This window comes from Chryseobacterium geocarposphaerae (assembly GCF_002797535.1).
Classification (GTDB): Bacteria; Bacteroidota; Bacteroidia; order Flavobacteriales; family Weeksellaceae; genus Chryseobacterium; species Chryseobacterium geocarposphaerae.
In genome coordinates this window covers 759,102-780,590 of record NZ_PGFD01000001.1, presented here as the reverse complement: position 1 = coordinate 780,590, position 21,489 = coordinate 759,102, and the positions used below count along the sequence as shown (strand labels likewise).

Annotated in this window: 21 protein-coding genes; 7 read left to right on the top strand and 14 right to left on the bottom strand. The window is 34.5% G+C overall.

The features are described from left to right. Positions 1 to 33: 33 nt before the first annotated feature. From apaG to glgB, 7 genes are all read right to left on the bottom strand, one after another. Complete coding sequence (gene apaG / locus CLV73_RS03345; RefSeq protein WP_100375453.1) at positions 34 to 420, bottom strand: Co2+/Mg2+ efflux protein ApaG; 387 nt, start codon at positions 418 to 420, stop codon at positions 34 to 36. 81 nt (positions 421 to 501) lie between these two features. After that, entirely contained in the window at positions 502 to 1,764 is a 1,263-nt protein-coding gene (gene odhB / locus CLV73_RS03340) for a 2-oxoglutarate dehydrogenase complex dihydrolipoyllysine-residue succinyltransferase (RefSeq protein WP_100375452.1), read from the bottom strand. A 38-nt stretch (positions 1,765 to 1,802) separates the two neighbouring features. Further along, on the bottom strand, positions 1,803 to 4,616 hold the full coding sequence (locus CLV73_RS03335) for a 2-oxoglutarate dehydrogenase E1 component (RefSeq protein WP_100375451.1): 2,814 nt from the start codon (positions 4,614 to 4,616) through the stop codon (positions 1,803 to 1,805). Between the two features lie 123 nt (positions 4,617 to 4,739). Beyond that, positions 4,740 to 5,780 (bottom strand): SRPBCC domain-containing protein, encoded by a 1,041-nt coding sequence (locus CLV73_RS03330; RefSeq protein WP_100375450.1) that lies wholly within the window; start codon positions 5,778 to 5,780, stop codon positions 4,740 to 4,742. A gap of 68 nt (positions 5,781 to 5,848) precedes the next feature. Beyond that, positions 5,849 to 7,117, bottom strand: a complete 1,269-nt coding sequence (locus CLV73_RS03325; protein ID WP_100375449.1) for a glucose-1-phosphate adenylyltransferase — start codon at positions 7,115 to 7,117, stop codon at positions 5,849 to 5,851. Between the two features lie 15 nt (positions 7,118 to 7,132). Continuing rightward, positions 7,133 to 8,542: a glycogen synthase gene (locus CLV73_RS03320; protein WP_100375448.1), complete on the bottom strand. Its 1,410-nt coding sequence runs from the start codon at positions 8,540 to 8,542 to the stop codon at positions 7,133 to 7,135. Positions 8,543 to 8,581: 39 nt separating this feature from the next. Continuing rightward, positions 8,582 to 10,522: a 1,4-alpha-glucan branching protein GlgB gene (gene glgB / locus CLV73_RS03315; RefSeq protein WP_100375447.1), complete on the bottom strand. Its 1,941-nt coding sequence runs from the start codon at positions 10,520 to 10,522 to the stop codon at positions 8,582 to 8,584. A gap of 312 nt (positions 10,523 to 10,834) precedes the next feature. On the opposite strand from glgB, the gene CLV73_RS03310 reads away from it, so the two are divergent. Both CLV73_RS03310 and CLV73_RS03305 read left to right on the top strand, forming a co-directional pair. Then, on the top strand, positions 10,835 to 11,071 hold the full coding sequence (locus CLV73_RS03310) for a YtxH domain-containing protein (protein ID WP_100375446.1): 237 nt from the start codon (positions 10,835 to 10,837) through the stop codon (positions 11,069 to 11,071). Between the two features lie 394 nt (positions 11,072 to 11,465). Further along, the gene (locus CLV73_RS03305) at positions 11,466 to 12,128 is read left to right on the top strand and encodes a TerD family protein (protein WP_157798714.1); all 663 of its coding nucleotides are present in this window, start codon (positions 11,466 to 11,468) and stop codon (positions 12,126 to 12,128) included. An 82-nt stretch (positions 12,129 to 12,210) separates the two neighbouring features. Here CLV73_RS03305 and hisS read toward each other — a convergent pair whose 3' ends face one another. The 3 genes from hisS to CLV73_RS03290 all read right to left on the bottom strand — a co-directional run bounded on the left by hisS (position 12,211) and on the right by CLV73_RS03290 (position 14,532). Further along, on the bottom strand, positions 12,211 to 13,560 hold the full coding sequence (hisS, locus tag CLV73_RS03300; RefSeq protein WP_100375444.1) for a histidine--tRNA ligase: 1,350 nt from the start codon (positions 13,558 to 13,560) through the stop codon (positions 12,211 to 12,213). 149 nt (positions 13,561 to 13,709) lie between these two features. Next, positions 13,710 to 14,162: an HRDC domain-containing protein gene (locus CLV73_RS03295; RefSeq protein ID WP_100375443.1), complete on the bottom strand. Its 453-nt coding sequence runs from the start codon at positions 14,160 to 14,162 to the stop codon at positions 13,710 to 13,712. A 37-nt stretch (positions 14,163 to 14,199) separates the two neighbouring features. Further along, positions 14,200 to 14,532, bottom strand: a complete 333-nt coding sequence (locus CLV73_RS03290) for a single-stranded DNA-binding protein (protein ID WP_100375442.1) — start codon at positions 14,530 to 14,532, stop codon at positions 14,200 to 14,202. A gap of 173 nt (positions 14,533 to 14,705) precedes the next feature. Here CLV73_RS03290 and CLV73_RS03285 point away from each other — a divergent pair, with 173 nt between their 5' ends. The 5 genes from CLV73_RS03285 to CLV73_RS03265 are packed head-to-tail and all read left to right on the top strand — an operon-like array spanning position 14,706 to position 17,780. After that, positions 14,706 to 15,308 carry an HPP family protein gene (locus tag CLV73_RS03285; RefSeq protein WP_100375441.1) on the top strand — a complete coding sequence of 201 codons (603 nt, stop codon included), beginning with the start codon at positions 14,706 to 14,708 and terminating at the stop codon, positions 15,306 to 15,308. 5 nt (positions 15,309 to 15,313) lie between these two features. Continuing rightward, positions 15,314 to 15,658 (top strand): hypothetical protein, encoded by a 345-nt coding sequence (locus tag CLV73_RS03280; RefSeq protein WP_100375440.1) that lies wholly within the window; start codon positions 15,314 to 15,316, stop codon positions 15,656 to 15,658. A 12-nt stretch (positions 15,659 to 15,670) separates the two neighbouring features. After that, positions 15,671 to 16,582, top strand: coding sequence for a TIGR01777 family oxidoreductase (locus tag CLV73_RS03275; RefSeq protein WP_100375439.1), 912 nt, complete (start codon positions 15,671 to 15,673; stop codon positions 16,580 to 16,582). A 9-nt stretch (positions 16,583 to 16,591) separates the two neighbouring features. Beyond that, positions 16,592 to 17,173 (top strand): GDP-mannose pyrophosphatase NudK, encoded by a 582-nt coding sequence (gene nudK, locus CLV73_RS03270; RefSeq protein WP_100375438.1) that lies wholly within the window; start codon positions 16,592 to 16,594, stop codon positions 17,171 to 17,173. 31 nt (positions 17,174 to 17,204) lie between these two features. Then, complete coding sequence (locus CLV73_RS03265) at positions 17,205 to 17,780, top strand: hypothetical protein (RefSeq protein ID WP_100375437.1); 576 nt, start codon at positions 17,205 to 17,207, stop codon at positions 17,778 to 17,780. 53 nt (positions 17,781 to 17,833) lie between these two features. On the opposite strand, the gene CLV73_RS03260 is transcribed toward CLV73_RS03265, so the two are convergent. The 4 genes from CLV73_RS03260 to CLV73_RS03245 form a co-directional block, all read right to left on the bottom strand. Continuing rightward, positions 17,834 to 18,412: a hypothetical protein gene (locus CLV73_RS03260; protein WP_228424212.1), complete on the bottom strand. Its 579-nt coding sequence runs from the start codon at positions 18,410 to 18,412 to the stop codon at positions 17,834 to 17,836. Positions 18,413 to 18,540: 128 nt separating this feature from the next. Then, the gene (locus CLV73_RS03255; RefSeq protein ID WP_228424332.1) at positions 18,541 to 19,578 is read right to left on the bottom strand and encodes a peptidylprolyl isomerase; all 1,038 of its coding nucleotides are present in this window, start codon (positions 19,576 to 19,578) and stop codon (positions 18,541 to 18,543) included. Positions 19,579 to 19,659: 81 nt separating this feature from the next. Beyond that, complete coding sequence (locus CLV73_RS03250) at positions 19,660 to 20,172, bottom strand: FKBP-type peptidyl-prolyl cis-trans isomerase (RefSeq protein ID WP_100376976.1); 513 nt, start codon at positions 20,170 to 20,172, stop codon at positions 19,660 to 19,662. Between the two features lie 228 nt (positions 20,173 to 20,400). Then, complete coding sequence (locus tag CLV73_RS03245) at positions 20,401 to 21,471, bottom strand: branched-chain amino acid aminotransferase (protein WP_100375435.1); 1,071 nt, start codon at positions 21,469 to 21,471, stop codon at positions 20,401 to 20,403. Between the last annotated feature and the right edge of the window lie 18 nt (positions 21,472 to 21,489).

Genomic DNA, 21,489 nt, shown 5'->3' with positions numbered 1-21,489 from the left:
AAATTTGCATCGAAGTTGAACAATAATTTCATACTAATTGCTCAAGACTTCAGACAAAAGGTTGAATTTCGGAATATCAATTTCAAAATTCTCTTTGGTCTGTTCATTTCTTACCAGGTATTTTCCACTCATATTACCTACTCCGGAACGAAGCATTACATTCGAAAAATAAGCGAAGTTTTCGTTAAGTTCTATTACCGGAGTTAAGCCGATTACTCCATCCCCTACAATCTCTGTATAGCCAAAGCCAACATCGAAAATTAACCATTTTCTTTTAAGAATCTTAATAGGAAAATCTCCCTTATTTTCAATCACAATGTTATATTTGAAAACGTAGCGGTTTTCTGAGGGATAACTGTTCTTACTATCATATTCAGGAACTACTGAAACTCTGATATTAGATGTGATTTTAGAAAACATTTTTTTTCATTTTATTTATTAGATACAAAAATCTCGCCTTTTTCAAGACGAGATCGTAAAATATTTTTATAATACTGTAAATTATAATCCAAGACCTTTTCTTTCGTCTCCGCCTAATAAAATTTCTACAGGATTGTCAATACCTTCTTTTACCGCAACAAGGAACCCTACAGACTCTTTACCGTCGATAATTCTGTGGTCATAAGACATTGCAACATACATCATTGGACGAATAACAACCTGTCCGTCAACCGCAACTGGTCTCTGGATGATATTATGCATACCTAAGATAGCAGATTGAGGAGGGTTAATGATTGGCGTAGACATCATAGATCCGAAAGTACCTCCGTTTGTAATCGTGAAAGTACCACCAGTCATTTCATCAACAGTGATTTTTCCGTCTCTTACTTTGATGGCCAAATCTTTGATGTTTGCTTCAACGTTTGCAAAAGACATGTTTTCAGCGTTTCTCAATACAGGAACCATTAATCCTTTAGGACCTGAAACTGCAATTGAAATATCGCAGAAATCGTAGTTTACTTTGAAATCTCCGTCGATAGATGCATTTACATCAGGATACATCTGTAATGCTCTGGTAACCGCTTTTGTGAAGAAAGACATGAAACCAAGTCCTACTCCGTGTCTTTGAGCAAACTCTTCTTTATATTGTTTTCTTAGTCTAAAGATCTCAGACATGTCAACTTCGTTGAAAGTAGTTAACATCGCTGTTTCGTTCTTTACAGAAACTAATCTCTGAGCGATTTTTCTTCTAAGAACTGAAAGTTTAGTTGTTGTGGTAGATCTTGATCCTGTAGCCGTAACCGGGTTTCCTCCGAATGCAGGAACAGCAGCCAACTCAGCATCAGATTTAGAGATTCTTCCGTCTCTTCCGGAACCTGAAACCTGAGAAGCATCAATACCTTTTTCGTCAAGAATTTTCTTAGCTGCAGGAGAAGGAGTACCTGTTGCATACGTTTGCGTTGCAGCAGCTACCGGTTGAGCAGCAGGTTTTGGAGCTTCTTGTTTAGCAGGTTCAGCTGCTTTAGGAGCCTCCTCTTGTTTTGGAGCTTCTGCAGCAGGAGCAGCGCTACCCGCAGGTTTTGCAGCGTCCATATCGATTAAACAAACCACTTGTCCTACCTGTACCACATCACCTTCTTCAGCTTTCAAAGTGATAACACCACTTTGTTCAGCAGGCAATTCAAGAGTCGCTTTATCTGAATCTACTTCAGCGATTGGTTGATCTTTTTCTACATAATCACCATCTTTCACAAGCCAAGTTGCAATTTCAACTTCTGTAATTGATTCGCCCGGTGAAGGAACTTTCATTTCTAAAACTGACATATCGTATTTTTTATTTTTTTATTGATTATTATTTATAATTAAGCGGTTACAGGTCTTTTTACAGGAGCATCATTTCTATCGAATACTCTGTTGATCACTGCATTTTGGTTTTTCTCAAACATCTTGTGGCTTCCTGGAGCCGGAGCACCGCTTGGAACTGGAGCAACCACCTGGATTCCTGTATCTCTGAAGTTTCTTAAAATATAAGACCAAGCACCCATATTTTCCGGTTCTTCCTGAGCCCAAACAATTTCTTTTCTGTTTGAATATTTTTCGAAGATCGCTTCAATAGCATCTGTCTGAAGCGGATACAATTGCTCGAATCTTACCAATGCGATATTTTCAGCATTCAGTTCTTCTTTTTTAGCTAATAATTCGAAGTATAATTTACCTGAACATAGCACTAATTTTTCCACTTTTTTAGGATCTGCGGTAGGATCGTCTAAAATAGGCTGGAATCCTTTGTTTGAGAAATCTTCAAGCGGAGAAACCACTCTTGGATGTCTCAACAATGATTTTGGACTCATAACGATCAATGGCTTTCTGAATGACCATTTCAACTGTCTTCTCAATAAGTGGAAATAGTTGGCAGGAGAAGTGATATTCGCCACAACCATATTTTCGTTAGCACAAAGTGTTAAGAATCTTTCCAGTCTTGCTGAAGAGTGTTCTGCTCCCTGTCCTTCTGAACCGTGAGGCAATAGCATTACTAAACCGTCCTGAATTTTCCATTTTTCTTCCGCAGCAGCCAAATATTGGTCAACAATAATCTGAGCCCCATTCACGAAATCTCCAAACTGAGCTTCCCAAATTGTCAAAGTATTGGGAGAAGCCATTGCATAACCGTAATCAAAACCAAGAACTCCGTATTCAGAAAGGTGAGAATTGAATACATCAAACCTGCTTTCAGAAACATGTCTTAACGGGATATATTCTTCTTCAGTATCTTCAGTTTTTACAACCGCGTGTCTGTGAGAGAAGGTACCTCTTTCCACATCTTCTCCGGAAATTCTTACATTGTGACCTTCCACAAGAAGTGTAGCATAAGCCAGCCACTCTCCTAGAGCCCAGTCTAATGAATTTCCTTCAATAGCTTTCAGTCTGTTTTCGAAAAGTCTTGTAATTTTATTCAGGAACTTTTTATCAGCCGGAAGTGTTGACATTTTAATTGCCAATTCTTTCAGCTTTTCTAAGTCGTATTTTGTATCTACAGCTTCCTGAACTGCTCCTCTCTTACCGATTGGATAGTTTGTCCAGTCTTCTGCCATGAAAACGTCCATTACGTTTTTCTCAATTTCTTTTGAAGCATCAAAGTCTTTGTCTAAAAGCTCTTTAAAATCAGCTTCCATTTTAGCAATAAGATCATTTGAAACAACACTGTCCTTCAACAACTGATCTTTATAGATCTCTCTTGGATTCGGGTGTTTAGAAATTGTTTTATATAAATTAGGCTGTGTAAATCTTGGCTCATCTCCTTCGTTATGACCATATTTTCTGTATCCTAATAAATCGATATAAACATCTTTACCAAACTTTGCTCTGAAATCAGCAGCAAAATGGATCGCGTGAACTACAGCTTCTGCATCATCAGCATTTACGTGCATTACAGGAGATTCTGTAACTTTTGCAATGTCTGTACAGTATGTTGAAGATCTTGCATCCATATAGTTAGTCGTAAACGAAACCTGGTTATTCACAACAATATGAACTGTTCCTCCTGTTTTGTATCCGTCCAAAGTCATCATCTGAGCCACTTCGTAAGCAATACCTTGTCCGGCAATTGCCCCGTCACCGTGGATGATGATTGGCAAAACTTTAGAATAATCTTTATATTTATCGTCTACTTTTGCACGGCAAATTCCTTCTACAAGAGCAGCAACCGTTTCAAGGTGAGATGGGTTTGGAGTCAGATTAATGGCAACTTCTTCTCCGGAAGCTGTTTTGATTTTTTTAGATGATCCTAAGTGATATTTAACATCACCTGAGAATACATCTTCTTCAAATTCTTTTCCTTCAAATTCTGAGAAGATCTGCTTGTAAGATTTTCCGAATATATTGGTCAATACATTCAATCTACCTCTGTGAGCCATTCCTAAAACAACTTCATCAACTCCCAGTTGAGAAGATCTTGAGATCAACTGATCCAATGCAGGGATTAGCGTCTCTCCTCCCTCTAATGAGAATCTTTTTTGACCAACAAATTTTGTATGAAGATAATTTTCAAACGCTACTGCCTGATTTAATTTTAGTAAAATCTCAGTTTTTTCATTCGCTGAAAGATTTGGGTGGTTTTCATTCACCTGAAGCCATTGCTTGATGAAATCTTTTTCCTCAACGTTGTTGATGTGCATATATTCCACACCGATAGAATCACAATAAATGTTTTCTAAGTGTCTAATCAGTTCCTGTAAAGTTGCAGGCCCTTTCATTCCCGTTTCAACAGCACAGTTGAATTTTGTATTTAAATCTGACTTGTCAAGACCAAAGTTCTCGATGTCTAAAGTCGGAGTATAGTGTCTTCTTTCTCTTACAGGGTTTGTTTTGGTAAACAAATGTCCTCTTGTTCTGTATGCTTCAATAAGGTTTACTACCTTAAATTCTTTTTTGATATGCTCAGGAACTTCTCCGTTAGCTGCTGCCTGAGAAATTTGCTGCACTGCAGGGGCAGATGGAGCTGAAGTCTGAATGTATTGAATACTTTCGTCATCACCATAGTTCTCCAAGGCAAAATCGAAACCTTGAAAGAAGGCTTTCCATGATGGTTCTAAAGAGTCCGGGAATTTTAAATATTGTTGGTATAAATCCTCAATTAACTGAGAATGAGCTGCGTTTAGGAATGAAAATCTGTCCATTATTACAGTTTATCTATTATTAAAATTTATTTGTAGAATTAATCTTCAAATTTAATAAAAAAACCGATGTGAAACAGTGCTAACTTATTAAAAATAACTATAAAAATGATAAATTTCAGTAATTTACTTATAAACTGATAAAGATATCTTCATATTCACATTCTGATCTTCCGTAGGTCGTTCTATGAAAGTCTGACGAATATCTCCAAAACGCATTTCATCTTTTTTAGCTTTCTGAATAAGCTGCTGAATAGCTTTTATCCTTCCGGCATAATTTCCTTTGTAGTAGACCACATAATCCTGTGTGGGATTTATCGTTCTGAAACTAAAGTTATTATCCGTAATCCCAACTTTTTTAGACAGTGGAATTCCAATAAAATAAGAAACCTCTTTATCTTTGTAATTGTCTGCATCTGTTATCAGCACAGAGTATCCAAACTCATCTTCTTTTTTACCCAAATCCATGGTAACATAGTTATAAACTTTATTATAGTTCATGACCACATTTTTATACAAAGCATCTTTTTTATTGGAGGTACTGATGTTAATTCCCAGTAATATTTTTTCTTCCTCTTTTTCAACCATAAGGCTGTCATATTTTATAGCAGCCATCTGATTGTCTTTTTCTACCTTATTCCCTAAAACATTCTTCAGATTTGCCATACTTTTATCAATATTTTCAGCAAACCTATCTTCTGTCCAGAAGTTTTCAACTCTTCTCAATACCGAAAGCTTAGGCGTATGAACATACCATATAATTTTAGTTCTTTCAGGAGAAATCGCTTTAAATTTCACATCAACCAACGTAGGATTTTCATTTTTATCTTCAAAAAGCTGGTATTTTAAAGTTTTGTTCAGGTTTTCGTAACGGATAAACATTTCTCCTTCCCTGTCGTTTTTCGTATCTACATAGCTTATTGAACTCCCTTTTCCTTCATAAGGTGTATAATAGTCTATATCCATACTTTGAGAGCTGGTAAAAAAATTGTTCCAGCGGGTAAAATGCTGCAGATTATTGAACTGGGAAAAGACTTTATCTAAAGGATAATCAACTTCCTTTTCAATCTGAAAATTTTTATTTTCCTCTACAAAAAAATACATGGAAGCAGCATAAGCTCCCACCAAAAGAATAACAATTACCGCTAAGATTTTAAAAAAACGCATTTCACAAATGTAATACAAATAAAAAAAGTGACCAATATGCTCGATCACTTGTTTATGTTAAAGAATTATTATCCGATATGAGTTCCCGGAGGTAGAACAGCTCCTTTTTTCACCACTACAATTCCGTCCTGAACAGAATAGGTTCCATAGTCTCCGTCTTTCAAATGTTTTCCTCCTATAATCCTCACATTATCTCCGATATAACAATTCTTATCTAAGATTGCTTTTTCAATATAACAGTACTTTCCAACTCCCATATTGGGGCTTCCTTTTTTATTATTTTTAAGAATTTCGTCTGTATTTTGATAAAAATCTGAACCCATAATGTAAGAATTCACAATTGTACTGCCTTTATCAATTCTCGTTCGGTTACCTATGATTGAATTTTCAATTTTATCGGCCATAATGATACATCCGTCTCCAAAAATCGCTTTGCTTACATAAGAACCATTTATTTTTGAAGGAGGCAACATTCTTGCCCTTGTATAGATAGGAGAAGTGGAAAATAGATTAAATTGAGGTAAATCCTGACATAAGTCTAGATTAGCCTCATAAAAGGATTCAATGGTTCCAATATCCGTCCAATATCCTTCATACTGGTAACTCATGATTTTATATTTCGCAATTGAGCTTGGAATAATATCTTTTCCAAAATCGTCACCTGCTCCTTCATCAAACATTTTTTTAAGAATGCTTTTTGTGAAAATATAGATTCCCATCGAAGCCAGATATTCTTTTCCTTTATGCTTATTTTCTTCTGAAACTTCAGATTTTAAATTATCTAAAGCATCAAGAGCCGGTTTTTCTACAAAAGAAGTAATATTTCCTTCATCATCAGAACTCAAAATTCCGAAGCCTGTCGCGTCTTTAGCATTTACAGGAATAGTTGCAATAGTAACATCACCTCCTTTTTCAATATGGAAGTCGAGCATCTCTCTAAAATCCATCTGGTACAGCTGATCTCCGGAAAGAATCAGAATATAATCATAATCATATTTTTCCAGATGCTTCATCGACTGGCGGACTGCATCTGCAGTTCCCTGATACCAGTTATCATTCTCTACATTTTGTTCTGCAGCCAGAATATCAACAAATCCTTTACTAAAAATGTCAAAATGGTATGAGTTCTTGATATGTGAATTAAGAGATGCAGAGTTAAACTGTGTTAATACCAGGATTTTATTCAGTCCAGAGTTTAAACAATTTGAAATAGGAATATCTACTAATCTGTATTTTCCTGCAATAGGAACAGCCGGCTTTGATCTTGTATAGGTCAACGGAAAAAGCCTTGTGCCTCTTCCTCCTCCAAGAACAATAGAAATTACTTTACGATTCATATATTTTGTATTTTTTTAACTATTACTATATAATTTTAAATACTTTTCCGCAGATTTTTCCCATGCAAAATCAAAACTCATATTAGCATGAATAAGATCTTTCATTATTTCTTTCTGATTATAAAGACTTAACGCCCTGTTCATAGCATGAATCATATCATCTACTCCCGGAAAAGCAAAGTTGAGCCCCGCTCCTCCCGTAGAGATATCAGCTACAGTGTCTTTTAAACCTCCTGTATATCTTACCACCGGAATTGTCCCATACCTCATTGAATACATCTGGTTCAAACCACAAGGCTCTACCCTTGAAGGCATTAATAAAAAATCTGCCGATGCGTAGATCTTATGAGAAAGTTGTTCCTTATATCCCAAATCTAGTGCAAAATTGGTATATGTAGTATCATATTCCTTCAATTTATTTTCAATATAAGGATCCCCCGATCCTAAAATGATAATATTTAACGCTCCGTAACTTTGCTTTATGCTTCTCCAGACCATATCCGGTAACAAATCTGCTCCTTTTTCTCCTGCAAAACGGCCAATAAAAGCAAATAAAGGAAGTTCCGGCTTCAGATTATACTCTTTACAGATCTTTTCTTTATTTTTTTTCTTTTGCTCAAGAGCATTTGTTATGTTGTAATTAAAATCCAGCATAGGATCGGTTTCAGGATTCCAGACTTCAGTATCGATTCCGTTAATAATTCCGTATGCTTTTCCAAATTCCTGACGCACCAGACTTTCCAACCCTCTGAAACTTATAAAAAGTTCTTCCAGATAGCCTTCTGAAACCGTAGTAAATGCATTGCAACACTTAATCATTGCTGCCAATGGATTAATCTGGCCTTTCCAGTCTAGCAGCCCCCATTTATAATAATCAAATGAAGGGATATATTTAGCCATTTCCCAGTTCATATTCCCCTGATATTCACCGTTGTGTATTGTGCCTATGGTTTTTACTCCTTTTAAAAAAGCAAATTCAGCACAATGTTCGGTCATAAAAGGTACTAATCCTGTATGATAATCGTGACAGTGCAGTACATCCAGACGAATTTCCATCGCACTCAACCAATGTAAAACCCCATGCTGAAAAGCAATGAACTGAAAGTTCTCATCAGCGTAACCGTAAGGGTTTTCCCGATCCAAAAGTCCAGGGATCTTCACCATGAACAATTCAAATCCCAGCACATTGGTTTTCTCCTTCAATACCTGTACCTGAAGCATATTCGGTCCCTGATGAATGAACCCATCAAAAACTATGTCAAACTCATGATTGTATATAAAAGATTTGTTATACCATGGCATAACCACTTTTGAATCAACTCCTTTTATTTTGTTCTGGTATTTGGGAAGAGCGCCTACAACATCTGCCAATCCTCCTACTTTTGCTACAGGATAACATTCTGTACTTAGATGATATATGGTCATATAATTTCTATAATGTTTATGTTAATCTAATTTAGAACCTTATTTTCTAAATTTACTTCTGTGGTGCTTATATTTTTTGTCTTTTGTCTGTCTTAGAATAACTCCGGCAAGAGGTGGTAATTTTAAAGTTATGGATTTGGGATGCCGCATATACTCTTCATATTGCTCACTCCATATTTCCGGTTCCACACCGCTTCCTGCATATCTTTCATCATCTGAATTAAAAATCACTTCCCAATGTGTTCCTGCTTTGACTCCTATTTTGTAATCGATAACTTTAGGCAAAAGGTTCAGAATGATCATAAAAACATCATCCCGTCTTTTTCCTTTTCTTAGATATACATAGATCGAATTTTCCAAGTCATCCGCTTCAATCCATTCAAAACCGTCTTTCTGAAACTGGTTTTCATAAAAGGCAGGTATATCTCTGTAAATAAAATTAAGATCCTTAACGAGTGTCTGTAGTCCTTTATGAACATGATATTGTAATAAATCCCAATCCAGGCTTTTGGTAAAATTCCATTCACTGGTCTGACCAAATTCATCACCCATAAACAGAAGTTTTGCTCCGGGATGGGTATACATATAAACGTATAATGTCCTGAGATTGGCAAATTTCTGCCATTCATCCCCAACCATTTTATAAATAAGACTCGATTTCCCGTGAACAACTTCATCATGAGACAATGGCATCATATAATTTTCATTATACATGTACATTGAGGCAAAAGTAAGTTTATGGTGATGATATTTTCTGTTCATAAACTCTTCTTCAAAATAATCAAGCGTATCATGCATCCAGCCCATCATCCATTTCATTCCAAAACCTACTCCTCCGTCATGGACAGGCTTGGTCAACATTGGAAAATCTGAACTTTCTTCCGCAATCGTGATAATGGCATTACCAAATTCTTTATAAACGGCAGTATTAAATTCTTGTAAGAAAGCCTTTGCTTCAAGATTTACATTACCTCCAAAAATATTGGGTTCCCATTCTCCTTCACTTCTTGAATAATCAAGATGAAGCATTGAGGTTACCGCATCTACACGCAATCCATCCACATGATAACGATCTAGCCAAAACATGGCATTTGAAATCAGAAATGATTTTACTTCATTCCTTCCATAATTGAAAATATAAGATTTCCAATCCGGATGAAAGCCCTTTCTGGGATCTTCAGGCTCATATAAATAACTTCCATCAAATCTGTGAAGGCCATTCACATCTCCCGGAAAATGAGACGGAACCCAGTCCAAAATAACTCCTATATTGTGTTTGTGAAGTTCATCAATTAAAAACATTAAATCCTGAGGAGAACCGAAACGTGACGTGGCTGCATAAAAACCTGTAATCTGATATCCCCAACTCGGATCGTAAGGATATTCCATCACCGGCATGAATTCTACATGGGTAAATCCCATATCTTTAACATAAGGAATCAGTTCTCCGGCAATATCTCTATAATTTAAAAAAGTATTGAATTCGCTTTTTCTCCAGGAGCCCAAATGTAATTCATACACAGAAATCGGAGCTTCTATGCTGTTTTTTTTCCATCTGCTATTCATCCACTCCTTATCATTCCATTCGTACCAGTTGGTAGAAACTAGAGAAGCGGCCTGTATATTCTGTTCCCAGCTCAAAGCATAAGGATCACTTTTTTCCAACATTTCACCATGAGCTGTTTCAATGGCATATTTGTATAAAGTTCCCCATTCTAATCCTTCAATAAAACCTTCCCAGATTCCGGATTCATCCCATCTTGGGTACAGGATATGATCTGTTGAGTTCCATTTGTTGAAATCTCCTATTACAGAAACCTTCGTTGCATGGGGAGCCCAAACTGAAAAATACACTCCGGAAGTCCCTTCTTTCTCTACGGAATGCGAACCAAACTTTTCGTAAAGACGATAATGTTTACCTTCTTTAAAAAGATAAATATCATGATCCGTAAAAAGAGTATATGTTTTAACAGAATTCATATTCAAACGATTTCGAAATAATAGCATCAGAAAATAGGTATTTCAAAATCTATTTATTTAAAATTTGGATGTCACTCAAATATATGACTTTCTATCGTTTATTTTGAAAGTTTTTATCATTAAATTTAAGTAATTGCTTTTTGCTATCTATAATGACAAATTTAGTTGCAAATTAAACTTTCAACAAAACTCCTTAGCAATTAGGAAAAAGAAAATTTTAACATTATTTTATTACAGCTAATTTCATTTTGGCACGTAATTTACTGATATACTAATATCAAATCTTAATTATTAACTTTAAAATCGGAAATCATGGGAAATAAAACAAATGGCTTATTGGCTTTATTAGGTTTAGGAGCTTTAGCATATTGGAAATATAAGAAATCTACTCCCGAGCAGCAGCAAGCTGTAAAAGATAAAATCAATTCAGCAAAAGATAATCTTAACAAGTGGGGAAATGATATTAAAAATAAAGCTAATGAGGTAGCTTCTCAGGTTCAGGACAAAGTTGAAGAAACTAAAGCGAAAGTTCAGGATTCTAACTTTTAACTAACTTAACAATTTAACATTCATATACACAACAGAAAAAGCCATCATAATGATGGCTTTTTCTGTTGCTTTTATACTAAAGGGATCTTGTTTCCGAACTGAGAAATTCTCCATTTTTCTTTCTCAAATTCTTCCACAGTATATCCTACTTTTGCATGTCAAGATTTTCTATTAACATCCAGATAATTTTTTATTGTGTTATTTATATTACAATTTCATTATTTTAATAAATATATCACAATTAAATGAAAAAAATTCTTGTTGTTGTAAAAATTTACATTTTTTTTACACAAATTCACAGATTTATAAGCAAAAAAATATATACATTTGTGAAAACGCCATTAATCAAAATTTATAAAACTAAAATTACCATTATTCAAAATAAACCATGCTCATGTTAAATTTAAAAAAAGGAGACTTTTTTTCTCTAAAAAAAAATACAGGACAAAACCTTACTGACTTCTGTTTGGGAGTTAGCTGGAGTAAGGTTAAATTGCCTCTCCCTTTTTATCTAAGTCTTTTTAACAGAAAAAGTTTAACCGAAATTGATCTTGAATTAACTTGTATCATGCTTGATAAAAATGGAAACAGGCTCGACTGGATCCATTCTCCCAAATACAACAGCTGGCTTATTCAGAATAATTTTCCGCTAGGAAAACTTTCTTCCAAAGATGAAGCTTTTAAACATCAGGAAAGCGATAATTCTTCTTTAAATAATTCCGATAAGAAATTAATAAAAATAAATCTGGAAAAGATTAATACTGAGATCGATCAGATCTTTTTTTACCTCCATATTAATCCAAAAAGGATTAATACGATAGATTTTTCTCTGATACCTTCTGTAACAGTTCATATATTTGAGGGCAATATTCATCACATCAACAAAACATATTGCCAGTTTGAGATTCCACAGAATAATGATTCAATTAAAAAAGGAACTTTACTCGTAGGAAGACTTCTTAAAACGAATAATGAATGGAAATTTGAGGCAATCGGTAAAGGCCTTTCGGATAAAAAATATGCCATGGAAAAAAAGGATTTTGAGTTCCTTTCATAAGAAAACGTAAATAAAATATATAAAAAATTCCGGCCTCTTCGCAGAAGAATGGCCGGAATTTAATTTTGATCTATAAATAATCTTATCCTAAAAACTCTTGCCGAGAAATTATGGTTTGCTCGCCTGTTTCTAAGTTTTTAAATCGGATTGTGTTCGTTTTAATTTCTTCTTCACCTAAAAAGACAAGATTTTTAATCCCCTTCTTCTCTGCGTAAGTAAATTGCTTGTTTAATTTAGCATTTTCAGGATAAAGTTCCGCAGAAATTCCTTTTTCCCGTAATTGATTTATTAGCTTTAAAGACTCCAATATTTCTTCACCTCCAAAGTTGGCAAACAGATATTCAATATTCGCTGTTGCCTCTTCAGGGAAAAGGTTTAATTCTTCCATCACCAGATAAATCCTGTCAAGACCAAATGAAATTCCAATTCCAGGGACATTTTTCACGCCAAACACTTCGGTAAGGTTATCGTATCTTCCGCCGCCTCCAATGGATCCCATCTGCGCTTCATCTGCTTTTACTTCGAAAATGGCTCCTGTATAATAATCTAAACCTCTTGCCAATGTAATATCAAAAACAAGATTTTGAATATCAACCCCAAGATTAACAGATTGTGTAAGAACAAATTCTAATTCTTCTACTCCTTTCAAACCTGTCTTGTTACCCGCGAATTTTTCTTTCAGCTGAAGAAGATTTTCTAAAGCATCATTCGATTGATTAAAAAGGAAATCCAATTTATCAATCGAATCCTGAGCAATCCCTCTTTCTAATAGTTCTTTTACCACTCCATCTTTTCCAATTTTATCCAGCTTATCCAGAGCTACAGTAAAATCAATCAGCTTATCTGTAATTCCTGCATATTCTGCTAAACCCGAAAGAATTTTTCTGTTATTGATATGAATGGTTACTGAAACATTTAGCTGTGAAAACGACTTCAGATACAACTGAATCAGTTCTACTTCCTGCCAAAGACTTTCGCTCCCCACCACGTCTGCATCACACTGATAAAACTCTCTGAATCTTCCTTTTTGAGGACGATCTGCTCTCCAAACCGGCTGAATCTGATAACGCTTATAAGGGAATGTTAGTTTTCCATGGTTCATGGCAACAAATCTTGCAAAAGGTACGGTAAGATCGTAACGAAGAGCCTTATCTGAGATTTGAGCAGTCAGTTTCTGATGGTTTTTATTTTCCCAGTCTTCCTGATTTACTTTTGAAGTATATTCCCCAGAATTTAAAATTTTAAAAATTAAGCGATCTCCTTCTTCACCATATTTCCCGGTCAATGTGGACAGGTTTTCAAAACTAGGTGTTTCTAGCGGTTGAAAACCAAACAATTCAAAATTCTTCTGCAAAATATTGATAATATATCTTCTTCGGGAAACTTCTAAAACCGTAAAATCTCTAGTTCCTTTCGCTAAACTTGGTTTCATTTTATAAATGATTGATAGTTGATAATTGTGTATGCAAAAGTAAGCATTTGCAAAGACTTTTCTGTAATCAAAAAGCCAAAGAAATACATTCTTTGGCTTCAAAATAAATCATCATTTGTGTTGTTTTGATTTATTGAATCAATATTTAATCAAATACTTTCCAAAATTTCTAAAATTTCTTCTCCATAGTTTTCAATTTTATGTTTACCAAAACCTTTAATGTCTAATAATTCTTCTTTCTTAGCAGGTTTATATTTCGCAACAGAAGTCAGTTCTTTATTAGTCGCTATAAAATATGATGGCAGATTTTGCTCTTTAGCTTTTTCTGATCTCCATAATTTTAAAGCATCTAATATTTTAATATCATCTTCACTTAAAATCTCTTCTTCAGCAGAATATTTTACAGGTTTAGAATCTTTTACGCTGTTTACCGTTTGTTTAATTTCATCATAATAGAAGATAACTGACCAAAAATTTTCATCATGTACAAAAGCCGTTTCAACATTTAGTATTTGATGGTCATTCAGAAACTCATCAATATTTTTTTGATCGATGCGCAAAAACTCATCTGCAATTCTTACTTTTAAAACTTTAATTTTCATTTGTGCTTATTATTTTAAGATTTGGTAATCGTGCTAATTATTTACTTCCTAAAAGTAAAATTTCATCTACTCTTATTTCTGTAATATATTTTTTCACTCCGTCTTTATCATCATACGATCTGTATGTTAGTTTTCCTTCTACAGCGATTTCTTTTCCTTTTGGAACATATTTCTGGAAAATCTCTGCTGTTTTGCCAAATGCAACCAGATTATGCCATTGTGTTTCTTCCACCTTTTCTCCTTTTGCATTAGTATAATGGTCATTCGTAGCTAAAGACACGATTGCCTTGATGTTTCCGTTTTCGAAATTTGTAATTTCTACTTCTTTTCCTGTGTAACCAATTAATGTTACTTTGTTTCTTAGTGACATGATTTTATAATTTATAAGTTAAACAATCAGATAAGAGAGGCTCACTGTTTTCTCAAATCTCTGTTGCAAAGATTCTGAAAATCTGTTTATTGAATCGGTTAAAAATTATTTAAATTCATTTGTAGTCGTTTGTAAACGGATATTTTGTATCTTTAGCTTATAAAAAGAAAATTGTGCGAAAAACCCTTAAGAGAACATTAAGAGTATCAAAATATGTAATCTACAAAGAAACACTGGTAGATTATAAAGAACATTTCTGGTCATTTCTAGGCGCTTTTTTTGGAATTGGGATCATTGCTTTTATCCAATCTCACACATTGCCTGCAACTGAAAACATTTTCCTTATCGGTTCTTTTGGGGCATCGAGTGTTTTAATTTATGGAGCTATTCAAAGTCCTTTAGCACAGCCGAGGAATTTAGTTGGCGGACATGTTCTCTCGGCTTTGGTTGGTGTTACAGTTTATAAGATTGTACCGGACATTATCTGGCTTTCAGCACCACTTGCCGTTGCTTTTTCTATTGTATTAATGCAGTATACCAAAACTCTACATCCTCCAGGAGGAGCAACTGCACTTATTGCGGTAAGTTCCACAGGAAAAATTCCTGAATTAGGATATTGGTATGTTTTATCTCCTGTTTTATCAGGTTGTATTATCTTATTGTTTGTTGCTTTGTTTTTTAATAATTTAACACCTAACAGAAGTTATCCCAACCATACAAGGTTTAAAAGGTTATTAAAGAAAAAGCACGCGCATCCACACAAAATGAAAAAATAAAAATTATGAATTGTCTAGAATGTGGAGAAAAAATTATCGGAAGATCTGACAAAAAATTCTGCAATGACGCTTGTAGAAATGCCTACAACAATAAGCAGAACAAGGATTCAAACAATCTGATGCGTAATGTCAATAATAAGTTACGCAAGAATTACCGTATTCTGACAGAGATAAATACCGAAGGGAAAACTAAAATCGCAAAAGCAAAACTGGATGGCTTGGGGTTTGATTTCAATTATTTTACCAATATTAAAGTGTATAAAAACGGAGCAGAATATAAATTCATTTACGACTACGGATACAAAATACTGGAAGATGACTATATACTGATCGTAAAAAATCAAGCATAAAAGACTTGCTATATGAAAGAAATAGTACTGATTACAGGAGCCGGCGGATTGATTGCCCAAGAGCTGTCAAAAAAAATAAACAATGATTTTGAGGTAAGATTTCTAACCCGAAACAAAAAGCATGAAAATGATTTTGAATGGGATGTAAAGAGAGGCAGTATTGATGAATCTGCATTAGAGAACGTTTCTCATATTATACATCTTGCGGGAGCCAATATTTCAGAAAAGCGATGGACTGCGGAAAGAAAAAAAGAACTTATTTCCAGTCGTGTAGATTCTGCAAAGCTACTTTTAGATACTGTAAGAAAAAAAAATATAAAACTGAAATCTTTCATTTCTGCTTCTGGAATTAATTATTACGGAACACTAACTTCCGAAAAAATATTTACAGAAAATGACACTCAAGGGAATGATTTTTTAAGCGAAGTCGTTGTTCTTTGGGAGAGAGCTGCGGATGAATTCGAAATACAAAATCTGGCAGAAAGAGTAGTAAAAATAAGGACTGCCGTTGTACTATCCGAAAAAGAAGGTGCTTTAAAGAAAATGCTTCCTCCAATACAATATGGTATAGGTTCAGCACTTGGGACAGGAAAGCAGTATATGCCATGGATTCATATTAAAGATATTTGCTCTATCTATGAATTCGCCTTAAAAAACTCACATATAAATGGTGCTTACAACGCGAACTCTCCAGAGCATACAACTAATGAAAATTTAACAAAACAAATAGCCAGAACAATACAAAAGCCTTTATTCATGCCAAAGATTCCTGGATTTGTATTAAAACTTATCTTCGGAGAGCTTGCCAACGCTTTGTTAGAAGGTTCCAGAGCTTCTTCACAGAAGATCCAGAATGCAGGTTTCCGGTTTGAATTTCCCAATTTACAAAACAGTTTAGAAGATCTATTATCAAAAAAAGTATAAAATTTACAGATGCAAAATCCAAAAATAAAGATTAAAAACACAGAAATATTATCCGACAACTGGTATACTTTGAAAAAAGTAACCTTTAGTATTAAAAAGAAAGACGGCAGTGAAGAAATCCAAAGCAGAGAAGCCTATGACAGAGGAAATGGAGCCGTAATTCTCCTTTATAATACTTCTCAGAAAACCATTATTCTTACCAGACAGTTCCGTTTACCAACCTACATCAATGGCAATGATGACGGAATGCTGATTGAAGCCTGTGCAGGATTATTAGATAATGACCATCCTGAAGAATGCATAAAAAGAGAAACAGAGGAAGAAACCGGCTATAAGATTTCTGAAGTGCAAAAAGTATTTGAAGCCTATATGTCACCCGGTTCAGTTACTGAAATTCTTCATTTTTTTATCGCTGAGTATTCAAGTCAGATGAAAATGACCGATGGAGGCGGCCTTGAAGAGGAAGGTGAAAATATTGAGGTTTTGGAGCTTTCTTTTGAAGAAGCACTTCATCTCATTGATAAAGGAGGTATTAAAGATGCAAAAACCATCATGTTGATTCAATATCTCCGTCTAAAAAATATTTTATAAAATTCTTACGTAAAAATTAAATTTTCAAATTATGAAACTTTTATTATCATTAAGTCTTTGTTTATCATTATCTGTTTACTCTTTCGGGCAAAAAACAGAAACATTAAGCTCCAAAGATCAGGCAATTGTTGAGCATTTTAAAACAGAATATAAAAAGAAGAACTATGAAAAATTCGAAGGGAAAATAAATGTAAAAGATACTCAGGTACTGTTTGATGATAAGGTTATTTTCTATGACAAATCAGATAAGACCATAGCTTCTATCCTTAAACAAGGTCTCATATATCCGCAACTACTGACCGATTATCAAATGGAGAAATTCCTGGCTGAAACCACAGATAAAACCCAAAAGAGATTCCTGAAGCTTCAGAAGGATCCTCGTGCTGGTTTTGACGTAAATAATGTAAAACTAAGCAGTATTAAAGAACTTACATTTACTAACTCCAACCCTAAAGCAAAAAGATTCAAGCTAACTTTTAAAGATAACAGAATCAACAGTACAATCATCTATTTGATTGAGCTTACCAACAAAAGTGCAAAAGAGAATACTCCCCTTGAAGATTTTATAAAAGAATCAAATTTGACTTATTTAGATCAGACTGAATAAAAAAAGCTCCAAATAAAATCCCTCTCCTAAAAATAAGAGAGGGATTTTTATTATTAAATCTTATCCAAAACTTTCTTCGGCAATATTTTTATTAATTCAGTTTTAAATTCTTTTTCGAGGATTACAAATTTCCAATATTTTCTGTCTTTTGAAACGGCACACGCTTTCATATTGGCATTGATTAGATATGAGCCTTCGTTAGCTAAATATTTCACATTATTTTTACCATATTTACTTACTAAAGCTGCATTCATCTGCTTTTTCATTTCATCATTCAATGAGTTTACATTACATTTCATCTTAAGATAATAGTTGGCAATAGAGAAATATTCACCACTAATTAATTCCGGTTTCTCAATATCCCCGAATTGCAAATCCTGTACATCAATCTTCATAAAAGGATTGTTGTAGGTTAAATTCAAAATCTGTGTCATTTGCTCTTTGGGAACAATGGTAAAAAATTTAGGATAAATACAATTTACCGACTGATCTATTTTTTTAGTTTTAATTGTATTTACAAAATAGGTAAGGTTTTTCTTTATGGCTATATCATCTGTATTCACTTTTGTCTGTGCAAAAGAAATAAATGATAAGAGAGCGAAGAGAAATAAAAGTGATTGGGTTTTCATCATTACTAATTTTTGAATGTATCTTTAAGAAAATATGTCGAAGTATCAAGATTATTTGTTACAAAATGATTTTTAATTAAATAAAAAAGCCGTCCACAACGACGGCTTTCAAAAATATTTTTAAGATTCGATTATTGTACTTTTACAAGCTCAACATCAAAGATCAACCAAGCGTTTGGCGGAATTACTCCTCCTGCTCCTCTCTCTCCATACCCCATTGCTGGCGGAATCAATAAAGTAGCAGTTTCACCTTCTTTTAACAAAAGGATACCTTCATCCCATCCTTTGATTACTCTACCCATCCCGATTGGAATTTCAATAGGCTCATTTCTCTTGAATGAAGAATCGAACTCAGTTCCGTCTACCAGCTTACCCGCATAATGTACCGATACATTATCACCTGCTTTTGGAGCTTTTCCTGTAGTCGTTTTTGTAATTTTATAGTAAAGACCTGATTCAGTTTTCTGCATTCCCGCTTTTAAGTCTTCAACCATTTTCAGTTGATTCGCTTTAAATTCTTCTTCTTTTTTCTTCTTTTCAGCTTCTTCTTTAGCAGCGAATTCTTTATTTTTCTCTGCAATTTTAGCTTTTCCTTCGTTAAAAGTTTTTGCCGGATCATAGTTTTTGTACTCATCACCCTTGCTGAAAACAGAAACTTTTTCTAAAACGATATCTGTTTTAGGTTTATCTTGCGGTCCTTTTTCTACATTGGCAATCGCATCTATCACATCCTCTCCTTTTACTACTTTCCCGAAGATCGTATGTCTTCCGTCTAACCACGGTGTTGCAACTTCAGTAATGAAGAATTGAGATCCGTTCGTATTTGGGCCAGAATTCGCCATAGAAAGAATTCCTTTTCCTGTATGCTTAAGATCGTTTCTTTCGTCTTCAAATTTATATCCTGGATCTCCCATTCCTGTTCCCTGAGGATCTCCTCCCTGAATCATGAAATCTTTAATCACTCTGTGGAAAATAGTTCCGTCATAGTAAGGAACTCCTTTCCCTTTAGCTTTGTTATCGATTTTACCTTCTGCAAGACCAATAAAGTTCGCTACAGTTACAGGTGCTTTCTTATCTTCAAACTTTACGATCATATTTCCTTTCGTTGTCTGAAGATTTGCATAAAGTCCGTCATTAAGACCTTCGTAAGTTTCTTTGTCTACGTTCATTTTTTTATAAATTGGGGTACAACTCATCAGCGAAATACTTGCCGCTGCCAGAATTATATTCTTGTTAAACAATTTCATTTATTATAAAGCTTTTAATTTTATGATTAAAGGGATATCGTTATCAATTTTCTTCTCATCTCCAAAAGTTCCGTAAGCCAGAGAAGAGGGAACCAAAAGTGTAACTTCCTCACCATCATGTATAAAACGTAAAGCATTTTCTACCGCTTTTAATTCATCAAAATGTCCGAATTTAGCATCTCTTCTTGCAATGGGCTGATCGTAAATCTTGGTCTGATCAAAATCGTAAAGATCATAAGAATAAGAAATCAGACTTTCATCCGCTCTTTTTTCTCTTTTATCAAAACCCTGAGCATTCACCCAGTAATTAAGCTGTGTCGGATAAAATTTCTCGGTTTGTCCTCCAATCCAATCCTGAATCTGGCTTCTTTCCAACGTGTTCAGGTTTTTCATTCTTTCCCTTGAAATATCCAGATCACTTTTGCTCAGAACACCACCTACGGGAGGATGTGCCTGCTGTGGATTTCTATTACAGCTCAATAAGCCTAATACAGATATGAAGAGTATTTTTTTCATAAACATTTGCGAAAATACACATTTCGGGAATTAATTACAAAAGTTCTATCATAAATTGATCTAGTCTTTTTAAGTACATAGATTCCTTAACTGTCATTTAACAAAAGAAGAATCTAAGATAAAATAGAAATTCTTCAACCTACTTTTTCCTTTGGAATAACAAAAACCAAAACCCAACAAAAAAGCCGGGAAATATTCCCGACTTCATATAGATTTTATTGAATTGAATTAAACTGTTTCCAAGACGTGGTCTACCAGCACTCTCCATCCGAATGTATCTTCAGACAGGTTAGTCTGTAAATCCACTAAATCTTTTTTCAAAATTTCAGCATAGCTTTCTTCAGCAGAAAGTTTCGGCAATTCCAGTTTCTCACCATTATACCCTAAAGCTTGGAAAACTGTTGTTACAACTGCTGTACCCACTCCCCAAACTTCTTTTAAAGTTCCGTTTCTTTGAGCTTCTACAACATCTTTCACCTTGATTGGCTCAACTTTCACTTCAATTCCTCTCCTTTTAGCCAATTGAATAAAACTGTCTCTTGTAACCCCGTCAAGAATTTTCTCTGAAGTCGGAGGCGTATAAATTGTATCGTTAATTCTTACAAATACATTCATTGTTCCACTTTCTTCAAAATATTCGTGAGTAGCATCATCTGTCCAGATAATTTGCTCATATCCTTCTTCAATAGCCAACTGAGTTGGGTAGAAAGACGCCGCATAATTTCCTGCAGCCTTAGCAGAACCTACTCCACCATTTGCTGCTCTTGAATAATGATCTGAAATTTTTACAGAAACCGGTTCTGTATAGTACATTTTCGCAGGAGTTGCTACAATTGCAAACATATATTTATCAGCTACTCTTGCCTTCAGCGCTTCTTCAGTAGCAAAAATCAATGGTCTAATGTATAAAGACATTCCTTCTCCCTGAGGAATCCAGTCTCTGTCTATATCTACCAAAGCCTTCAAACCATCCAAAAACATTTCTTCCGTTACTTCAGGCATAGCAAGACGTTTCGCTGATTTATTGATACGTTCAAAATTCTTTTCAGGCCTGAAAAGGAAAACCTGCCCGTCTTTGTCTTTATAGGCTTTCATGCCTTCAAAACAAGCCTGTCCGTAATTTACCCCCATCATTGCTGGTGTAAATGGTATTGGACCATAAGGAACTAATTTCACATCACCCCACTTTCCATTTTCATACTCACAAATCACCATATGATCAATAAAAGTATTTCCAAATGAAAAATTGTTTGGGTCGAATGTAGAAATTCTGGAGTTTTCAGTTTTTTGAATTATCATTTCTAAAATTTTTTATGA